Below are 14,081 nucleotides of genomic sequence, written 5' to 3' on the forward strand. Positions count from 1 at the left end.
CCACACCGTCCTCAAAAGCGGCGCAGTGTTCCTCACCTACACGCGCGTCACCAGCTGAGCCCTCCGGGCAGGCGGCGCTGCGCGAGGCCGGGTGCTGGCGCGCTCGTAGGGCCACGTAAGCGCTACCGCAGCCGCAAGCCATGGCCGCCTCAGTCCGTGGTCGTACCGCACGGAGATGATCTCCGCTGCGGCCAGATTCCACGTAACTGATAACTACCTCGCCGACGCGGATCTGCGGCGCGAGATCAACGACGGGCTTCAGGTCGTGGAGAACTGGAACAGCGCCAACCACGACCTGTTCTACGGCAAGGACGGTGACCTGACCGGCTCTGACAAGGAAAGCCAGGAGGTGTCCATGCTCGCCCTGCACCTGCTCCGGTCCGCGCTGGTGCACGTCAACACCCTGCTCCTTCAGGACGTCCTGAGTGAGGAGAAGTGGCAGAAGCGGCTCACCGACGCCGACCGGCGGGCCCTGTCGCCGCTGTTCTGGACCCACGTGAACCCCTATGGCCGGTTCGAGCTGGACATGAACTCCCACCTCGCCCTCGCCGCCGCTGTGTCCATGGTGCCGGGCCCCCGCACTGCGCCCGATACGCAGACTCCCGGACCGGTGGCGGAGGGTGAGTCCGGGTCGGCATCCTGAGGCCCCGTACGCCCAGCCGCCCGGGGTGTCTGGAAGGCCAAGCGCCTGGGCGGGGGCCGTCAGCTGTGGTCGGGGCGTGTCACCAGGTCGGATGCGGTCCGGCCGTAGCGCCGTATGCAATGGATGGTGACGAACAGTCAGTGGGCAGGGCATCCTGGGCGACATGGACTTTCAGCCGGTTGAACGCGCCTCGGGGGCATAGCAGTCACTGACCGCCCAGGAGATCGGGAAGGTCTGTCGACGGCCTTCGGGGACGCCGCCATGCCAGTGTCCGCCGTCGAGCTGGGCACGGGCATGTACAACACCGTCTATCGCGTGGCTTTGTCCGGGCGGGCGGAGCCGGTTCTCCTGCGGGTCGCGCCGGAAGAGGGCCGCCAGTTCCGCAGTGAGCGCCGCCTGATGCGCAACGAGTACGCGAGCCAGCCCTGGCTGGCGGTGATCGCGCCACTGATGCCGCGGGTGCTCGCCGCGGACTGGTCGCACCAGGTAGATTGCCCGGGACTGGATGATCCAGACCCACCTGGACGGCGTCCCGGCCCCGGAACACCTGGGGGCGTATCCGCGTACGGCGTGGCTGGCGTTCTTCCGGCAGATGGGTGCCATCGCCCGTTCCGTGCACGACGTGCGCGGTCCGCACTTCGGGCCCGTCGGCGGTCCGGAGCACGGGACGTGGAGCGAGGCGGTGATCGCGTCGCTGGAGAAGATCGCCGCAGACCTGGACGGTGCCGGTCTGGACGCGGGCGATGTACGGAAGGCCGCCGCGGTGGCCACGCAGGGCCGGGCCACGCTCGACGAGGTCACTGAACCGGGGCTGCTGACCGGCGGCCTGTGGACGGTCAACACCCTGCTGGATCCGAAAACCCCCGAGCCGGTGATCAGCGGGGTGCTGGACTTCGACCGCGCGTGGTTCGGTGACCCGGCGGCTGACTGGACCATCCGCATGGCGACGGCCAAGGAGGACGAGCGGACCGTGTTCTGGGAGTCCTACGGTGCTTTGGACCGCTCGCCCGCCGCTGTGTGGCGCGCGAGGATCTACGAGGCCCGGCACTTGGGCGCGATCCAGCTTGAACGGCACCGGCTGGCCAGGACGGATGCGGTTCGCGAGAGCTACGACACGCTGGCCAACGTGCTCGCCGGCCTGGCCTGACTGGCCGTGTGCGGATCAGCCCCGCCGTCCGGCAGAGGTCTCGTCGGGGCGCTGTCACGTTGTTGGGTGCGTGGGTCTCTGACGGCGCGTCGGGGCGTGGCGGGGGTCGAGTTTCGGGCCGGTGTTCAAGCCTCGGTGGGCCGGCCGGTGGCGCCGGTGGCCTGGTCCCAGATGGCGAAGCGGGTGGTCATCTCGGTGCGGTGGTCGGGGGCGGTCATCGGGTGGCGGCGGGGCCGGAAGTGGGGTGAGATGCCGCTGAACGCGGACAGGAATCTTTGTGCGGCGCCGGCGGAGCGGAAGCTCTTCATGGCGCGTTCCCGCTGCCGCGTGGGCTGGTGGGAGTTCTCCGCCCGGTTGTTCAGGCCCTTGTGCGAGCGGTGTTCCACCGAGGGCATGACCTCGCGGTGCGCCGCGCGGTAGGAACGGAGCTTGTCCGTGACGATCACCCTCGGCACGGCCCCGATTCCTTTGAGGAGCCGACGGAAGAAGCGCCTGGCCGCGACCGTGTCCCGCCGGTTCTGGACGAGGATGTCGAGGACGTTGCCGTTCTGGTCGACGGCCCGCCACAGATACTTCAGCTCGTCGTTGATCTTCACGAAGACCTCGTCCAGGTGCCACTTGTCGCCGGGCCGGGGCCGGCGTCGGCGCAGCGCGTTGGCGTAGACCTGCCCGAACTTCGCGCACCAACGCCGGATCGTCTCGTACGAGACGAGCACACCGCGCTCGAGCATCAGCTCCTCGACCTCCCGGAAGCTGAGCGGGAAGCGGAAGTACAGCCACACGCAGTGGGAGATGACCTCCACCGGGTACCGGTGCCCCTTGTACGACGGCGGCGCGGACGACACGGGCGAATCCTCCCCGGCACGATCAACCACAAGATCATCCCACGCCGGTCAGCCAACGTGACAACGCTTGCCGGAGGATCTGGCCGCCCGCTACGAGCGGAGCGGTGACCGGCTCGCGGTGACACTCCTCGCCCGCCGGGACGTCCTCGCCCGCAGCCTCCGGGCGCGCCCGGAGGAGGAGCGCGTACTGCCCGGAGCACTGCCCTCCGATCCTCTCGACGCCGACCGGGTCGTCCTGCTCCGCCGCGAGTTGACCACCGGCTTCGTCCCCGTCGAACAGGGCGGGGAGTTCCAGCCGGTCCTCCTCGTCGACCACACCGCCGGTCCGGATGCCGGGCCCGGGGAGCTGACCGCCCTGTTCGAGGAGGGCGAAGCAGGCATCGCCGTACTCAACGCGGAACTGCTGCCGGACCGGGCCTGACATTCCAGTGCAGGATGGTTCGGTCGGGGCCGGAACGTCCCGTCGGACGGTCTGGCCCCGTGGTCCGCGAGCGCGGCAGGCCGCGCCGTCAGTTGCCCCAGACCACCGGGTTGTCTCTGTACGCGTCGCCCTCGTCGAACTCGGCGGCGGTGACCGGCGCGGTCTTCGTGGCGGACAGCGAGCAGGTCTCGAACAAGGCGCCCTTGGTCTTGAACTCGGCGGGTGCGGACTCGTTGTCGCACTTGTCCGGGAGGTCGCCGATCAGGATGACGCCGGTGCTGCCGCCGCCCTCCAGCACACCGTCCAGCTTGAGGGAGGAGTACGACAGGTCGGTGCCGCCGACGTTCTCCACCGTCATCCTGATGAAGTACGGCGTCATGCCCTTCGCCTTGTCGCCGAACTTGGCCATGTCCGCCTCGGCGCCCTTCTCGATCTCCGTGACGGTGACGGCGATGGTGCCCTTCTTCGACGTCCCGTAGGTGAACGGGAGTACGGCCCGGTCGCCGATCTTGAGCTTCGTGCCCGGCTGTGTGACGTCCCCGGCGGCCGGGACGTCCTTCTCTTCCTTGCCTCCGTCGGGTGCCGGAGTCTGCTCCTGCGGCATAGCCGACGCCTCGGCCGACGCGGCGGGCGACTCCTTCGCCGGCCCTGCCTCGTCGCCGCCGTCGTCGCAGGCCGTGAGGCCGAGTCCGATGGTGGCCAGGGCGGCCGCGAACGCGATACGTGCCTTGCGCATGTTCCCCCGCTTGCTGGTGACGCATCCCGTCGCCGGGACCGCGATCGTTGCGATGGCAGCCGGACACCGCACGGTCGTGCATGGCAGTACCCGTCGTGCCCGGCATTCCGGTGGAATATAACCATCATTCCGCAAGAAAGGAATGTATCCCGTGTTTCGTTCGAAACAGTTCCCCAGGTCTCCGGCCTGGGCAACACGGAGAACGAGTGGCCCAGCCAGATCTCGGTGCGCGCTGCCTTGGGGATGACGCCGAGGCTGATGCTCGTCCGGCCGAGGCCGGGCGGTGAACTGTCGAGCCCGGCTCCTACGATGCCGATCGTGGCACACTCTGAGGATCTCCACCAGCCCCCCCTTCTGGGACACCAGTAGCGACTACGGAGTCCAGCCGCCCCTGACCGGCCGGGCGGTCGAGGAAGCCGAGCGGCTGCTGGGGCGCTGTCGCGTTGGCTGGCCCGTGGGATGATCTTCGGGTCGATCACGTTGGGGAGCCGTCCGTGGTGGGTGCACCGCCGTCGTACAAGGGGCACCGGCACCCGGTCGAGGTCATCTCGCACTGTGTGTGGCTGTACTTCCGGTTCCCGCTCAGTTTCCTTGAGATGGGGGAGCTGATGTTCCAGCGCGGCGTGACCGTCTCCCACGAGACCGTGCGCCGCTGGTGTTTGAAGTTCGGCCAGGCGTACGCCGGCGCGCTGCGCCGCCGGCGGCCCCACCCCGGGGACAAGTGGCACCTGGACGAGGTCTTCATCAAGATCAACAGTGAGCAGAAGTACCTGTGGCGGGCGGTCGACCAGGACGGCAACGTCCTGGACATTCTCGTTCAGAACCGGCGGGACAAGGCCGCAGCCAGGCGATTCTTCCGCGGGCTGATGACGAAGACGGGCAGGGTGCCGCGGGTGGTCGTCACCGACAAGCTGCGTTCCTGCGACGCCGCTCACCGCGAGGTCATGCCCTCGGTGGAGCATCGCTCGCACAAGGGCCTGAACAACCGGGCCGAGAACAGCCACCAGCCGACGAGGCAACGCGAACGGGCGATGAAGGGCTTCCGCAGCGTGGGCGGGGCCCAAAGGTTCCTGTCCGCGTTCAGCGGTATCTCACCCCACTTCCGGCCCCGACGCCACCTGATGACCGCATCCGAACACCGAGCCGAAATGACCACCCGCTTCACCATCCGGGAGCAGATCACCGGCGTCACCGGCCGACCTACCGCGGCCTGAGCCCAGGCCGGCACCCGGCCCCACCACACCTCGACGCACCATCAGACACCCACACACCCAACAACGTGACAACGCCCTTCGTGAAGATCAACGGTGAGCTGAAGTACTTGTGGCGGGCCGTCGACGCCGACGGCAACGTGCTCGACATCCTGGTCCAGGGCCGAAGGGACAAGGCCTCAGCCCGGCGCTTCTTCCGCAATCTGCTCAGGAATACCTGCTCGGCGCCGCGGGTGATCGTCACCGACAAGCTCCGCTCCTACGGCGCGGCCCACCGCGAGGTCATGCCCTCCGTCGACGAGTGGGGACTCAGGACTGAAAAGCAGTCCACTTATCTCGAATTGGACTTGGTTTCGCTGCGATTGGTGCCGATACGGTCGCGCTATGCGTATCCACATCGTAGACGCCTTCACCGACCGGCCCTTCGCCGGCAACCCTGCGGGCGTGTGCCTGCTTGATGCCGAAGACTGGCCTGAAGTTGCCTGGATGCAGCGGATTGCTGCCGAGATGAATCACTCGGAGACCGCCTTCGCGCGACAGCTCCCCGCCGGCGACGGCGCGGACTGGGAGATCCGCTGGTTCGCTCCGCTCGTCGAGACCAATCTGTGCGGCCATGCCACATTGGCCACGGCGCATACGCTGCGGCGGGAGCGAGGGGTTGTCGGCGCGTTGCGTTTCCGCAGCCGGTTCAGCGGCATCCTCACCACGCATGCACACGAGGACGGCAGCATCACCCTGGACTTCCCAGCCGCGCCCGGCACGGAAGTCCCGGTGCCGGAAGGCTTGCCGGAGGCCCTGGGGGTGAAGCCGGAGGCCGCCTTCCGTACCGGTGCGCTCGGTGACCTGCTGACCGTCCTGCCCGACGAGGCCACCGTCCGGTCCGTGACCCCCGACCTCAACGCGATAGCCGACCTGACCCGCCGTGAGGGCCTACGCGGCGTTATCATCACGGCCCCGGCGCCCGGACCCGGCCTGGAGTACGATTTCGTCTCCCGCTTCTTCTCACCCGCCGAGGGCATCCTCGAGGATCCGGTCACAGGAAGCGCCCACACCGCCCTGGCCCCCTACTGGTCGGCGCAGATCGGCCGCAACGGGCTCACCGGCCTGCAGGCATCCGCGCGCACCGGGCTTGTCCGGACCGCCGTGCACGGTGACCGCGTCCATCTCACCGGGTACGCGGTCACCATCCTCGACGGAACCCTGCACGCGTAACTGACCGATTCCCAGGGATCTGCCAGGCTGATGGGACGAGGGAGGCCAACATCGTTGTGTTGGACTCCCTCGGCATCGCACTGGACGTGAAGTCCAACGGCCTGCTGAAGGACTCACCCGATCCGGATCCGTGGCGGCCGGCCTCCGGGATCGCCCCGCAGCCCGGCGATGCGGAGCCGGTGACCTTGGCCGCCACGCAGGCGATGACCGGTCTACACCTCCCGCCCTGCCGCGTTCAGCACAACCTCGCCATCCGCCCGCACACCCCCGCCCTCATGCCGGGGCCGCGAACCACGCCACCGCCAGCACGACCGCAGGGCCGTCGCCTCCATCCCGTAGCAGGCCGCGATGCGGTCGATCAGCGATGACGTCGTCTCCTGGGCAAGGGGAGCAACATGTAAGATCCCGCACACAAGACTGCCGCCATGGACGGGCCCGCTGATACCGGACACCTGAACCCCTTTCGCTGTACCTGATGCCTCGGAGGCGAGGAAGCTGTCCGGGTCGGTCAAGGCCCACGTGCACCGCCGCGCGGCCGAGAGGATCTCTTTCGCGTCCGGCCGAGGGCCCGCCGCGTCTTCGTACGCATCCGCCGTCACGTCACGGGTCACAGGTGCATCGTCCTGGTCTGCGTCTGGCAGAGGTAGAACAGTTCGGGGTCATCCTCATCAAGGCCGTGAAGAAGGCCGACTGGCCTCCACCCAGCTCGATGCAGCAGCTGCTGCATCGGCCGGTTGGAGACGTTGGTTGAGGTGAACAACTTCTGGGTTTCGCACGAGGCCGCCACGGCGTCCAGCAACCGACGGCCAACGCCTCTGCCGCGAGCAGATGGTGCGACCATCAGCATTGTGACGAAGCCCTGTTCGAAGAATGTGTACTCAACTACACAGTAGCCAAACAGGCCAGACGCGCCTTCCGCTGCGACCACCAAGCCCTGCTGGCACCACCTTCGGATACTCGCCACTCGCTCCCTGTCACCTTCAACCGCGACCGAGTCGATACCAATCAGCGCGTCTGCCTCCGACTCCCTGACGCGACGCACAACGAGTTCACCGAGACCCACTGCATCCATGGGGCCATACTGTCAGTTCGCTGCTGTTCGTGCCGGACACTGTGGCCTGGACCAGTGCGAGGTCCGTCGGCGGGCGGCGACGGGTCGGCGCGTGCGTCACACGATCGCTGCGTACGAGGACAACGGACCGCCGCCGCGAGGTCACGAACTTACCCGACCTGACCATGTGTCAGCCGGGCACGCACAGGTACATGCTCCTGACCAGCAGGAATAGCGAACTGCGACTGGAGCATTAAGCGCTGTACAGGACGCGTGACGGGGGTGTGCCGTGGACTCCACGGCACACCCCCGTCACTGCCCGCTGATGGCCGTTACCACCAAGCGGTGCACTTGCTGGTGCCACCCACCTGCTTGCCGCAGGCTCGGAACAGCCACTGGGGGTCGGTGTACTTGACCACTTGGGCGGCGCTGGTGTTGGGGGCCCCATCGCTCTGGACAGACCAGGGGCCGCACTGCAGCCACCCATTGCCCCCGGTTGTCGTCCAGTCCAGCCACACCTGGTCGCCCGTCACCGTCGATCCGGTGATCTTCGCCCAGCCGTAGTCCTTGCCGTTGATCGGGCCGACGTGCAGCTGGACGGTGGTACGGCCGAGAGAAACGCTGGCTTTCACGCTTCCGCTCTTGTTGGGGGGATGCTGACGAACCCGTTGGCGCCGTTGGTGCACTCGGCCACCGACGCCTGCGCAGTACCTGCCGTCCCCACCACTCCTGCCAGTCCCGCCCCGAGCAGCAGCGCCGCAGTGGCCGACGCCCTGGTACGCATCAAACGCATCTCAAACTCCTTCAATCGCCTCGAATGTGCCAAACGTGCGTGCCATCGCAACAGGATCGACCTCCGCCAGGTAGGGAAGGCCGCAACTCGGAGTAGAACGCCATGCCAGCACGACCAGCCGCCCGGACCGCGAGCAGGTGCGCCGGCCCTCGTTCCATCGAGCAGAAAGGAGCCAGCCGCTCTCCCCGTGCGGTGGTGCAGATCCGTGGCTCGGAAAGAGACTGGCAGCGCCGGGTGATGCGCGTACCGCTTCTGGTCATATCGTCATTTGGTTCCCCCCGAGGTGTTGCGAAGCCCAGGATGCTAGGGCGAAGTCGACCGGGGGGAGGTCATTGCATCTGGACGAAAAAACACTGTTCAAGTCACATGTAAGGCATGCAGGATCAGTACCAATGCGTTCGGGGGGACAGCAATGCTCAGAGTGCACTTCACTGGCGAAGATCTACTCCGCACCAGGCTCGCACCAGGACCGGACCCCCTGTGGGAGGCGGTGCTCAGTGCGAATCTCCTGGGCAGCCGCGATGGACAAGCCGCTTTCGACGGCTGGCGTACACAGGCCCGCTTCCGGCTTCGTCAGCTCCCGTCGGAACAGGTCCGTCTGATCCGCTATCTCGCTCCTCCCAAGAGCGACTTCCCCGATTTCCTTACCCCCGCTCAGGCAACTCACGGCCTGGCGGCAGGCATAGACGCTGTGCTCTCCACGCCGATTCAGCGACTGCGCGACGAGCTGACTGTCCTGCCAAGCAGGCCTCCGTGGATGCGCCCACTGTCCGATGGCGAGCCAACAGCACTCCGAATGCTCGGCCAAGCGCTCCACGCCTACTACACATGCGCTGTCGCTCCCACCTGGCAACGAATCCAGGCACTTGTCGATGCGGACCGGGCGGTGCGTGCACGGGCCGTCCTTGAGGACGGTGTCGAGGCACTGCTCAACAGTTTCCGGCCGACCATGCAGTGGACGCGGCCGGTGCTCGAGGTCGACTATCCCGCCGATCGCGACATCCATCTCAATGGGCGAGGCTTGCTGCTGATCCCGTCAGCGTTCTGCTGGCGCGTCCCGGTCACCCTCATCGACCCGGCCCTGCCGCCTGTACTGGTCTATCCTATTTCGCGAGGTCCGCAATGGTGGACGGCAGACGGCCAGGCCGATCTTCACAGGCATCAGGCCCTGGAACGCCTCCTCGGGGCGAGCCGAGCCGCCGCTCTACGCAGTATCGAGAACGGCTGCACGACAGGAGAGTTGGCCCGACGCATCGGCCTGGCCCCGCCCGCAGCCAGCCGACACGCCACTGCTCTCCGCGAAGCGGACCTGATCACCTCCCACCGATCGGCGAACAAGATGGTCCACGTCCTCACGCCCTTGGGCGCAACTCTGCTGGCCGCGAACCCTGAATAGGGTCGCTCGGCTCTGCACGTGTCGAGGAGCAGCGCTTCTCCAGCACTTCGGGAGGCGCTTGGTTGGCCGGCACCGAGCCGCTGTTCACGACGACGGACAGCACCACCCACCGCAGGGGAAGCGCCCCGGCATCTCAGGCGTCCCCGGTCCCCCGGTGCCTGGGGGTGATCAGTGGTGATCTTGTGTGACTGACAGTTCGGGACCGTGGAAGAGATGGGGCACCGGCTGGAGGAGCTACTGTTCCCATCGATTGCGGCGGACGAAGGCGTTTTGATCCTGGACGGTCCCCTGCTGCCTATCGACCGGATTGCCGCAGACACCCCGTACTACTCCGGGAAGCATAAACGCCACGGCATGAATGTCCAGGTCCTCACCGACCCGTTCGGACGCCTGTTGTGGGCCTCGCCCGCACTACCGGGCTTGACCCACGACCTGACCGCCGCACGTACTCACGGCATCATCGATGCCCTCGTCGACACGGACGTGAAGTGCTCGGCGGACAAGGCATACCAAGACGCCGGCCGCCCGGTCCGGGTTCCGTTCCGAGGCCGACGGCTCAGGCGGTGGAAGCGACGGCACAACAACACCCACGCCAGGATCCGCTGCCTCGGCGAGCAAGCCATGGCAACCCTGAAGGGCTGGCGCCTCCTGCGCAAACTCCGCTGCAGTACCAACCGGATCACCGACATCGTGAAGGCCATCGTCGCCCTCATCACGCCTCAACCTGAGGTTGGAAAAGGCTCCCTGTGGCTTGGCCGCGCCGTAGGTGCTGGTCCGCCACTCGGCGCGTCTCTGCGGGTTCAGCCCGTAGCACCACTGCGGCGCTCCGTTCGGGGCTGCGGTCGGTGGCGGGATGGCGGGCGTCTCTGTGGGTTCAGCCCGCAGCACCACTGCGGCCCTACCAGCCCCCTCGCCCTGCGCAGAACGGAGGGGTTTGGCGAGGTCGGCTGGTCCGTGTCCGGACGGGTAGTAGATGTCTGCGACACAGGTGTGCCGCCCTCTCTGGAGCCACGCTGGTACATATCGTGACAGGGCACGTGATCGATACAGCGTCGCTGACAGGTGGCATCGTGAACACACATGGGATCGACTACGAGGCTGTCTTCCAGGCGCTGCCGAGCGCAGTGGCTCTGTTCACCACAGACCTGGTGTACGTCGACGTCAATGAGGCGTTCCTGAGCAGCATGGGGCGTACCCGTGGCCAGGTGGTGGGCCGCTACCTGTCTGACGCCTTTCCCGACGACCCCAAGGACCCTGCGGTGACCGGCATGCGCAAGCTGCAGGCATCGCTGCGGTGGGTGGCTGCCACCGGGCAGCGCGATGCCATGACGCTTCACCGCTATGACGTGGAGTACCCGGACCGGCCCGGGGTGTGGGAAGAGCGGTACTGGAGTCCGGTCAACGTCCCCGTCTTCGGCCCAGACGGGCGGGTGGCGCTGCTGCTGCACCGGGAAGAGGACATCACCGAGCTCATCCGTAGCCGAGGCGGCAAAGACCGGGCGACAGTGCTGGAAGCCGAGCTGTACACCCGGGCCCGGGAGCTGCAGGAGGTCAACGAGCGGCTGCGTGAGGCGCACGCCCGCGAACGCGAGGTCGCCCTGAGCCTGCAGGAGGCGATGCTGCCCGCTCCTGCGCCTTTGAGACATCACCGCGCAGCGGTGCGCTACCGCCCCGGGGCCGGGGTGCTGAACGTGTGCGGGGACTGGTACGAACTCGTCGACCTGCCTGACGGCCGTATCGCGGTGGCCGTCGGCGACGTCGTCGGCCAGGGGCTGGCCGCCGCCGGCGTCATGGGCCAGCTGCGCAGCGCCCTCACCGCGGCTTCCCTCGTCACCGACGGCCCGGCCCAGGCCCTGGACACTCTCGGTCTGTACGCCCGATCGGTCGACGGTGCGGAGTCGGCCACCGCCGTTCTGTGCGTCGTCGACGCCACCAACCGCACCATCGCCTACAGCAACGCCGGCCATCCTCCACCGGCCCTGCTGTACCCCGACGGCACCGTGGACTTCCTCGGCCAGGCCACCGACCCCCCGCTCGGCGCCCGCCCCGAACACACCCCCCGCCGCCCCCAGGCCGAGGCCGTGTTCACCGAGGGGGCCACCCTTGTGCTGTATACCGACGGGCTGGTCGAACGCCGCCATGAGGACATCGATGTCGGCCTGACCCGGCTTGCCGCCTCTCTCACCCGTCACCAGGGCACCGACCCCGACACGCTCGCCGACACACTCCTGGCCGACCTGACCCCACCTGCCGGCGGCTCCGACGACACCGCCCTGGTCGTCCTTCGCCTGTGACGGAGACGGCCGCCACAGCGCTCACTGTCAGGTCGTCGCCGGTTCTTCGCCGCAGCCTCCGGGTCTGTCCAGAACCGCGAGCCCCGGCCCGGCGATGTGCTGTTCGTCGATCTGCATGCCCCACCAACGGCCCCGGCCCGCCTGCGGTTCGCCGACCGGACAGAGACCCTCCGTACGAGGGAGCCCGGTCACCGACCCGACCAGTACCGCTCGCACGACCCGCCCTCGGCCCGTAGACATGAAGGGCAGCCGCGCCCGCCGACAGGACCGGGCCGGCTGCACCACTGCCCGGGAGCCACGCCAATGCCCCCGCGAGGGTGTCCTTCTCCGCTGCGACGTGCACCGGGCGCTGGCTCTCGGTGCGGTCGAGGGCGAACCAGGTAGCGGCCTCGCGCAGGAACGCGCCCGGGTCCGGCCGGGCCGGTGGAACATGGACATGCAGCGCGACGACGGCTGGGACGACAACGCCTGCGTCGGACTCACCTGAACCCGCCAACGTAAGCTGGAACCCCGGCCAGGCCCCTGACGACGAGGAGCCGGTGATCGCCGACGTCGGCGAGCTACATGCGGTTCACGCCGGCGCCATCGCCGGAGCGCCGTCTACGTGTGGGCCGGTCCTTGAATTCGACCTTCACATCGATCAAGGGAACGGCGTATTCAAGGTCCGGCTCACCCTCAACCAAGAGGGTGAAGGTTGTCATGAGGTGGCCAGGGATGAGCGTCGGCGCCATGGTCAAGCGGGACTGGCTAGGTGTGGCTTGCGGTGTGTGCCTCACGGGTGAGCCGTCGTTCCAGTCTTCCCACCCAGTCTCGATCAGCTCGATGATGGGCACCCCAAGGTCAAGGGTAATCGGCGCTCCGGAGTCAAAGAGGTTCGCCGGAATGTCCTTACCGGTCTGGTTCAGCATCTGGATCTCAACGATGTAGGGGTTTGCGAGAACATTCCCGTCGTAGGCAACAACAAGCCGCCCATCGGACAGACCAGTTGACGGAGACATCAACTGAGTCATCTTGTTCACGTAGAACCCCAGCCGCCTCTTGGGTAGAGCTGCTCGTCATGTCACCATCGCAGCAACGGCGCCGATGATCACGGTAGCTGCAACGCTGGCAATAGCTACCAAAATGGCAGGATCCGCCCAGCCCTCGGCCAGGTGTATCACGTTGCCTCCCGTTGTCGATACCACCGCCGGACATGGGGCGAGAATCCTATGGCCTCGGGTGTGCTGCCCGCGCCCGTCCGGCCGTCGCTGCCCCTGCCCCGGAGCTGGCCGACATCGATGACGTCCAGGAGCTGGTTCTCGAGGATCCGACCCGTGAGCAGGTCCACGCCTGAACGGATCCGGCGGACGGGCGTGGCGGAGCGGGCGCGGCAGATCGTGGACGGGGGCGCCCAGCCGAGCGAGCACGGAGAAGCAGACGGCTACCCCCACTTCCAGCTCGTCGAGCACGGCCGCGGCACCGTACGCCGACTGCGCAACCTCATCTTCGCCACCCTGGGAAAGCCTCCCGCAGGGCGGCTTGCCCAAGCTTTCGGGGAAGTCAGGGCACGGCGTCCTCATATACCCACGGGCCGTCAGGACGGTTGACGACCCGCACGCGGCCCGCGCGCCCGGTGATGTGCGCTGTGAGGGGTGATCAGGTACCCGCGCCGACCGAGCGGCTTCAGGCGCTGCCCGCTTCCGCGGCGGCGACGCGCCCTTGGGGGGTAGCCAGGCTGGCCCGGGTCGGAACCCGGACATACGGAAGATTAGGAAGACGGCTGCGTTGTCACCGCGTGGCCTTAGGGCGAGCGTTCCCACCAACGACTCAAAGGAGATCCTTCATGGGGATATCGGACACCTCCGCCTCCGCGCAGAGTCGGGCCCGCACCTGGACGAGGCTGCACCAACACTTGGGGTGCGTCCCTGGCCCGCTCACCTACGACATGGTGCGTCAAGCTGCAGCAGACCATCTCGAAGAGTCCGACGACCTTGATTGGAAGAGGGATCTTCCTCTGCCCCCCCATGCACGGTCAGTGGAACGAGTTCGCCAAGGACGTCAGCGCGATGGCTAATACCCGTGGCGGACTGCTCATCTACGGCGTTACCAACGACCGCAAGATCGAGGGAGTCGACTGGGGGAAGGCTGATCTCCGGCAGTACGCGCAGGGGATGACCGCGGGAACAGGTGTCGATCGCCCCGCCTCAGGCGTCCAGCCCGTACACGCAGGGGATGACCGAGGCCGGGTACCGCTTGTCCGACGCCTGGTGCTGGCTGGAAGCGCACGCACTGCTGTCCCGGGTGCCCGGCCAGACAGACGGTCTTCGGCAGCTCTCCTGTGACGGCAGGCATC

17 protein-coding genes and 2 pseudogenes are annotated in these 14,081 nt (G+C 67.5%); 12 read left to right on the forward strand and 7 right to left on the reverse strand.

All coding sequences use genetic code 11. From position 1 onward, the window contains the following. Nucleotides 1-175: 175 nt before the first annotated feature. Nucleotides 176-643: a Tn3 family transposase gene (locus ACFYXM_RS33900; RefSeq protein ID WP_389295296.1), complete on the forward strand. Its 468-nt coding sequence runs from the start codon at nucleotides 176-178 to the stop codon at nucleotides 641-643. Between the two features lie 505 nt (nucleotides 644-1,148). Beyond that, the gene (locus tag ACFYXM_RS33905) at nucleotides 1,149-1,790 is read left to right on the forward strand and encodes a phosphotransferase family protein (protein ID WP_389295298.1); all 642 of its coding nucleotides are present in this window, start codon (nucleotides 1,149-1,151) and stop codon (nucleotides 1,788-1,790) included. Nucleotides 1,791-1,915: 125 nt separating this feature from the next. On the opposite strand, the gene ACFYXM_RS33910 is transcribed toward ACFYXM_RS33905, so the two are convergent. Continuing rightward, nucleotides 1,916-2,635: an IS6 family transposase gene (locus ACFYXM_RS33910; RefSeq protein WP_389295300.1), complete on the reverse strand. Its 720-nt coding sequence runs from the start codon at nucleotides 2,633-2,635 to the stop codon at nucleotides 1,916-1,918. A 67-nt stretch (nucleotides 2,636-2,702) separates the two neighbouring features. On the opposite strand from ACFYXM_RS33910, the gene ACFYXM_RS33915 reads away from it, so the two are divergent. Further along, on the forward strand, nucleotides 2,703-3,056 hold the full coding sequence (locus ACFYXM_RS33915; protein WP_389295301.1) for a hypothetical protein: 354 nt from the start codon (nucleotides 2,703-2,705) through the stop codon (nucleotides 3,054-3,056). A gap of 88 nt (nucleotides 3,057-3,144) precedes the next feature. Here ACFYXM_RS33915 and ACFYXM_RS33920 read toward each other — a convergent pair whose 3' ends face one another. Next, nucleotides 3,145-3,792, reverse strand: coding sequence for a hypothetical protein (locus ACFYXM_RS33920; RefSeq protein ID WP_389295303.1), 648 nt, complete (start codon nucleotides 3,790-3,792; stop codon nucleotides 3,145-3,147). Between the two features lie 494 nt (nucleotides 3,793-4,286). Between ACFYXM_RS33920 and ACFYXM_RS33925 the strand changes: the two genes are divergently transcribed. From ACFYXM_RS33925 to ACFYXM_RS33935, 3 genes and pseudogenes are all read left to right on the forward strand, one after another. Next, nucleotides 4,287-5,006 (forward strand): IS6 family transposase, encoded by a 720-nt coding sequence (locus ACFYXM_RS33925; protein ID WP_389295304.1) that lies wholly within the window; start codon nucleotides 4,287-4,289, stop codon nucleotides 5,004-5,006. A gap of 77 nt (nucleotides 5,007-5,083) precedes the next feature. Next, nucleotides 5,084-5,287 (forward strand): annotated as a pseudogene (locus ACFYXM_RS33930) (DDE-type integrase/transposase/recombinase); the annotation flags it as partial. A gap of 100 nt (nucleotides 5,288-5,387) precedes the next feature. Then, complete coding sequence (locus ACFYXM_RS33935; RefSeq protein WP_389295306.1) at nucleotides 5,388-6,215, forward strand: PhzF family phenazine biosynthesis protein; 828 nt, start codon at nucleotides 5,388-5,390, stop codon at nucleotides 6,213-6,215. A gap of 607 nt (nucleotides 6,216-6,822) precedes the next feature. On the opposite strand, the gene ACFYXM_RS33940 is transcribed toward ACFYXM_RS33935, so the two are convergent. The 3 genes from ACFYXM_RS33940 to ACFYXM_RS33950 form a co-directional block, all read right to left on the reverse strand. Further along, the gene (locus ACFYXM_RS33940) at nucleotides 6,823-7,287 is read right to left on the reverse strand and encodes a GNAT family N-acetyltransferase (RefSeq protein WP_389295307.1); all 465 of its coding nucleotides are present in this window, start codon (nucleotides 7,285-7,287) and stop codon (nucleotides 6,823-6,825) included. A 311-nt stretch (nucleotides 7,288-7,598) separates the two neighbouring features. Next, complete coding sequence (locus tag ACFYXM_RS33945; protein ID WP_389295309.1) at nucleotides 7,599-7,898, reverse strand: hypothetical protein; 300 nt, start codon at nucleotides 7,896-7,898, stop codon at nucleotides 7,599-7,601. Beyond that, a complete protein-coding gene (locus ACFYXM_RS33950) occupies nucleotides 7,895-8,059 on the reverse strand; it encodes a hypothetical protein (RefSeq protein ID WP_389295310.1) in 165 nt (54 codons plus the stop codon). The genes ACFYXM_RS33945 and ACFYXM_RS33950 overlap by 4 nt, the downstream gene beginning before the upstream one ends. A gap of 490 nt (nucleotides 8,060-8,549) precedes the next feature. On the opposite strand from ACFYXM_RS33950, the gene ACFYXM_RS33955 reads away from it, so the two are divergent. The 3 genes and pseudogenes from ACFYXM_RS33955 (at nucleotide 8,550) to ACFYXM_RS33965 (ending at nucleotide 11,749) form a co-directional block, all read left to right on the forward strand. Beyond that, complete coding sequence (locus tag ACFYXM_RS33955; RefSeq protein WP_389295312.1) at nucleotides 8,550-9,455, forward strand: ArsR/SmtB family transcription factor; 906 nt, start codon at nucleotides 8,550-8,552, stop codon at nucleotides 9,453-9,455. A gap of 252 nt (nucleotides 9,456-9,707) precedes the next feature. Further along, nucleotides 9,708-10,166: pseudogene (locus tag ACFYXM_RS33960) on the forward strand (transposase family protein); the annotation flags it as partial. Nucleotides 10,167-10,522: 356 nt separating this feature from the next. Further along, nucleotides 10,523-11,749 (forward strand): PP2C family protein-serine/threonine phosphatase, encoded by a 1,227-nt coding sequence (locus tag ACFYXM_RS33965; RefSeq protein WP_389295336.1) that lies wholly within the window; start codon nucleotides 10,523-10,525, stop codon nucleotides 11,747-11,749. A gap of 27 nt (nucleotides 11,750-11,776) precedes the next feature. Here the strand turns inward: ACFYXM_RS33965 and ACFYXM_RS33970 are convergent, their stop codons facing one another. Next, entirely contained in the window at nucleotides 11,777-11,965 is a 189-nt protein-coding gene (locus ACFYXM_RS33970) for a hypothetical protein (protein WP_389295314.1), read from the reverse strand. Nucleotides 11,966-11,987: 22 nt separating this feature from the next. Here ACFYXM_RS33970 and ACFYXM_RS33975 point away from each other — a divergent pair, with 22 nt between their 5' ends. After that, nucleotides 11,988-12,236, forward strand: a complete 249-nt coding sequence (locus ACFYXM_RS33975) for a hypothetical protein (protein ID WP_389295315.1) — start codon at nucleotides 11,988-11,990, stop codon at nucleotides 12,234-12,236. A gap of 73 nt (nucleotides 12,237-12,309) precedes the next feature. On the opposite strand, the gene ACFYXM_RS33980 is transcribed toward ACFYXM_RS33975, so the two are convergent. Then, nucleotides 12,310-12,768, reverse strand: a complete 459-nt coding sequence (locus ACFYXM_RS33980) for a hypothetical protein (RefSeq protein ID WP_389295316.1) — start codon at nucleotides 12,766-12,768, stop codon at nucleotides 12,310-12,312. Between the two features lie 294 nt (nucleotides 12,769-13,062). Here ACFYXM_RS33980 and ACFYXM_RS33985 point away from each other — a divergent pair, with 294 nt between their 5' ends. Together ACFYXM_RS33985 and ACFYXM_RS33990 are read left to right on the forward strand one after the other, a co-directional pair. Further along, nucleotides 13,063-13,335 (forward strand): hypothetical protein, encoded by a 273-nt coding sequence (locus ACFYXM_RS33985; RefSeq protein ID WP_389295317.1) that lies wholly within the window; start codon nucleotides 13,063-13,065, stop codon nucleotides 13,333-13,335. Between the two features lie 459 nt (nucleotides 13,336-13,794). Next, the gene (locus ACFYXM_RS33990; protein ID WP_389295318.1) at nucleotides 13,795-14,070 is read left to right on the forward strand and encodes a hypothetical protein; all 276 of its coding nucleotides are present in this window, start codon (nucleotides 13,795-13,797) and stop codon (nucleotides 14,068-14,070) included. Nucleotides 14,071-14,081 lie beyond the last annotated feature (11 nt).

It is taken from the genome of Streptomyces sp. NPDC002476, from assembly GCF_042889785.1.
Lineage (GTDB): Bacteria > Actinomycetota > Actinomycetes > Streptomycetales > Streptomycetaceae > Streptomyces.

Excerpts from the sequence above, each read along its gene's own strand:
- ACFYXM_RS33920 (WP_389295303.1), bottom strand. The coding sequence starts at position 3,792 with ATGCGCAAGGCACGTATCGCGTTCGCGGCCGCCCTGGCCACCATCGGA.
- ACFYXM_RS33990 (WP_389295318.1), top strand. The coding sequence starts at position 13,795 with ATGGCTAATACCCGTGGCGGACTGCTCATCTACGGCGTTACCAACGAC.
- ACFYXM_RS33935 (WP_389295306.1), top strand. The coding sequence starts at position 5,388 with ATGCGTATCCACATCGTAGACGCCTTCACCGACCGGCCCTTCGCCGGC.
- ACFYXM_RS33950 (WP_389295310.1), bottom strand. The coding sequence starts at position 8,059 with ATGCGTTTGATGCGTACCAGGGCGTCGGCCACTGCGGCGCTGCTGCTC.
- ACFYXM_RS33900 (WP_389295296.1), top strand. The coding sequence starts at position 176 with ATGATCTCCGCTGCGGCCAGATTCCACGTAACTGATAACTACCTCGCC.
- ACFYXM_RS33975 (WP_389295315.1), top strand. The coding sequence starts at position 11,988 with ATGAAGGGCAGCCGCGCCCGCCGACAGGACCGGGCCGGCTGCACCACT.
- ACFYXM_RS33940 (WP_389295307.1), bottom strand. The coding sequence starts at position 7,287 with ATGGATGCAGTGGGTCTCGGTGAACTCGTTGTGCGTCGCGTCAGGGAG.
- ACFYXM_RS33905 (WP_389295298.1), top strand. The coding sequence starts at position 1,149 with ATGATCCAGACCCACCTGGACGGCGTCCCGGCCCCGGAACACCTGGGG.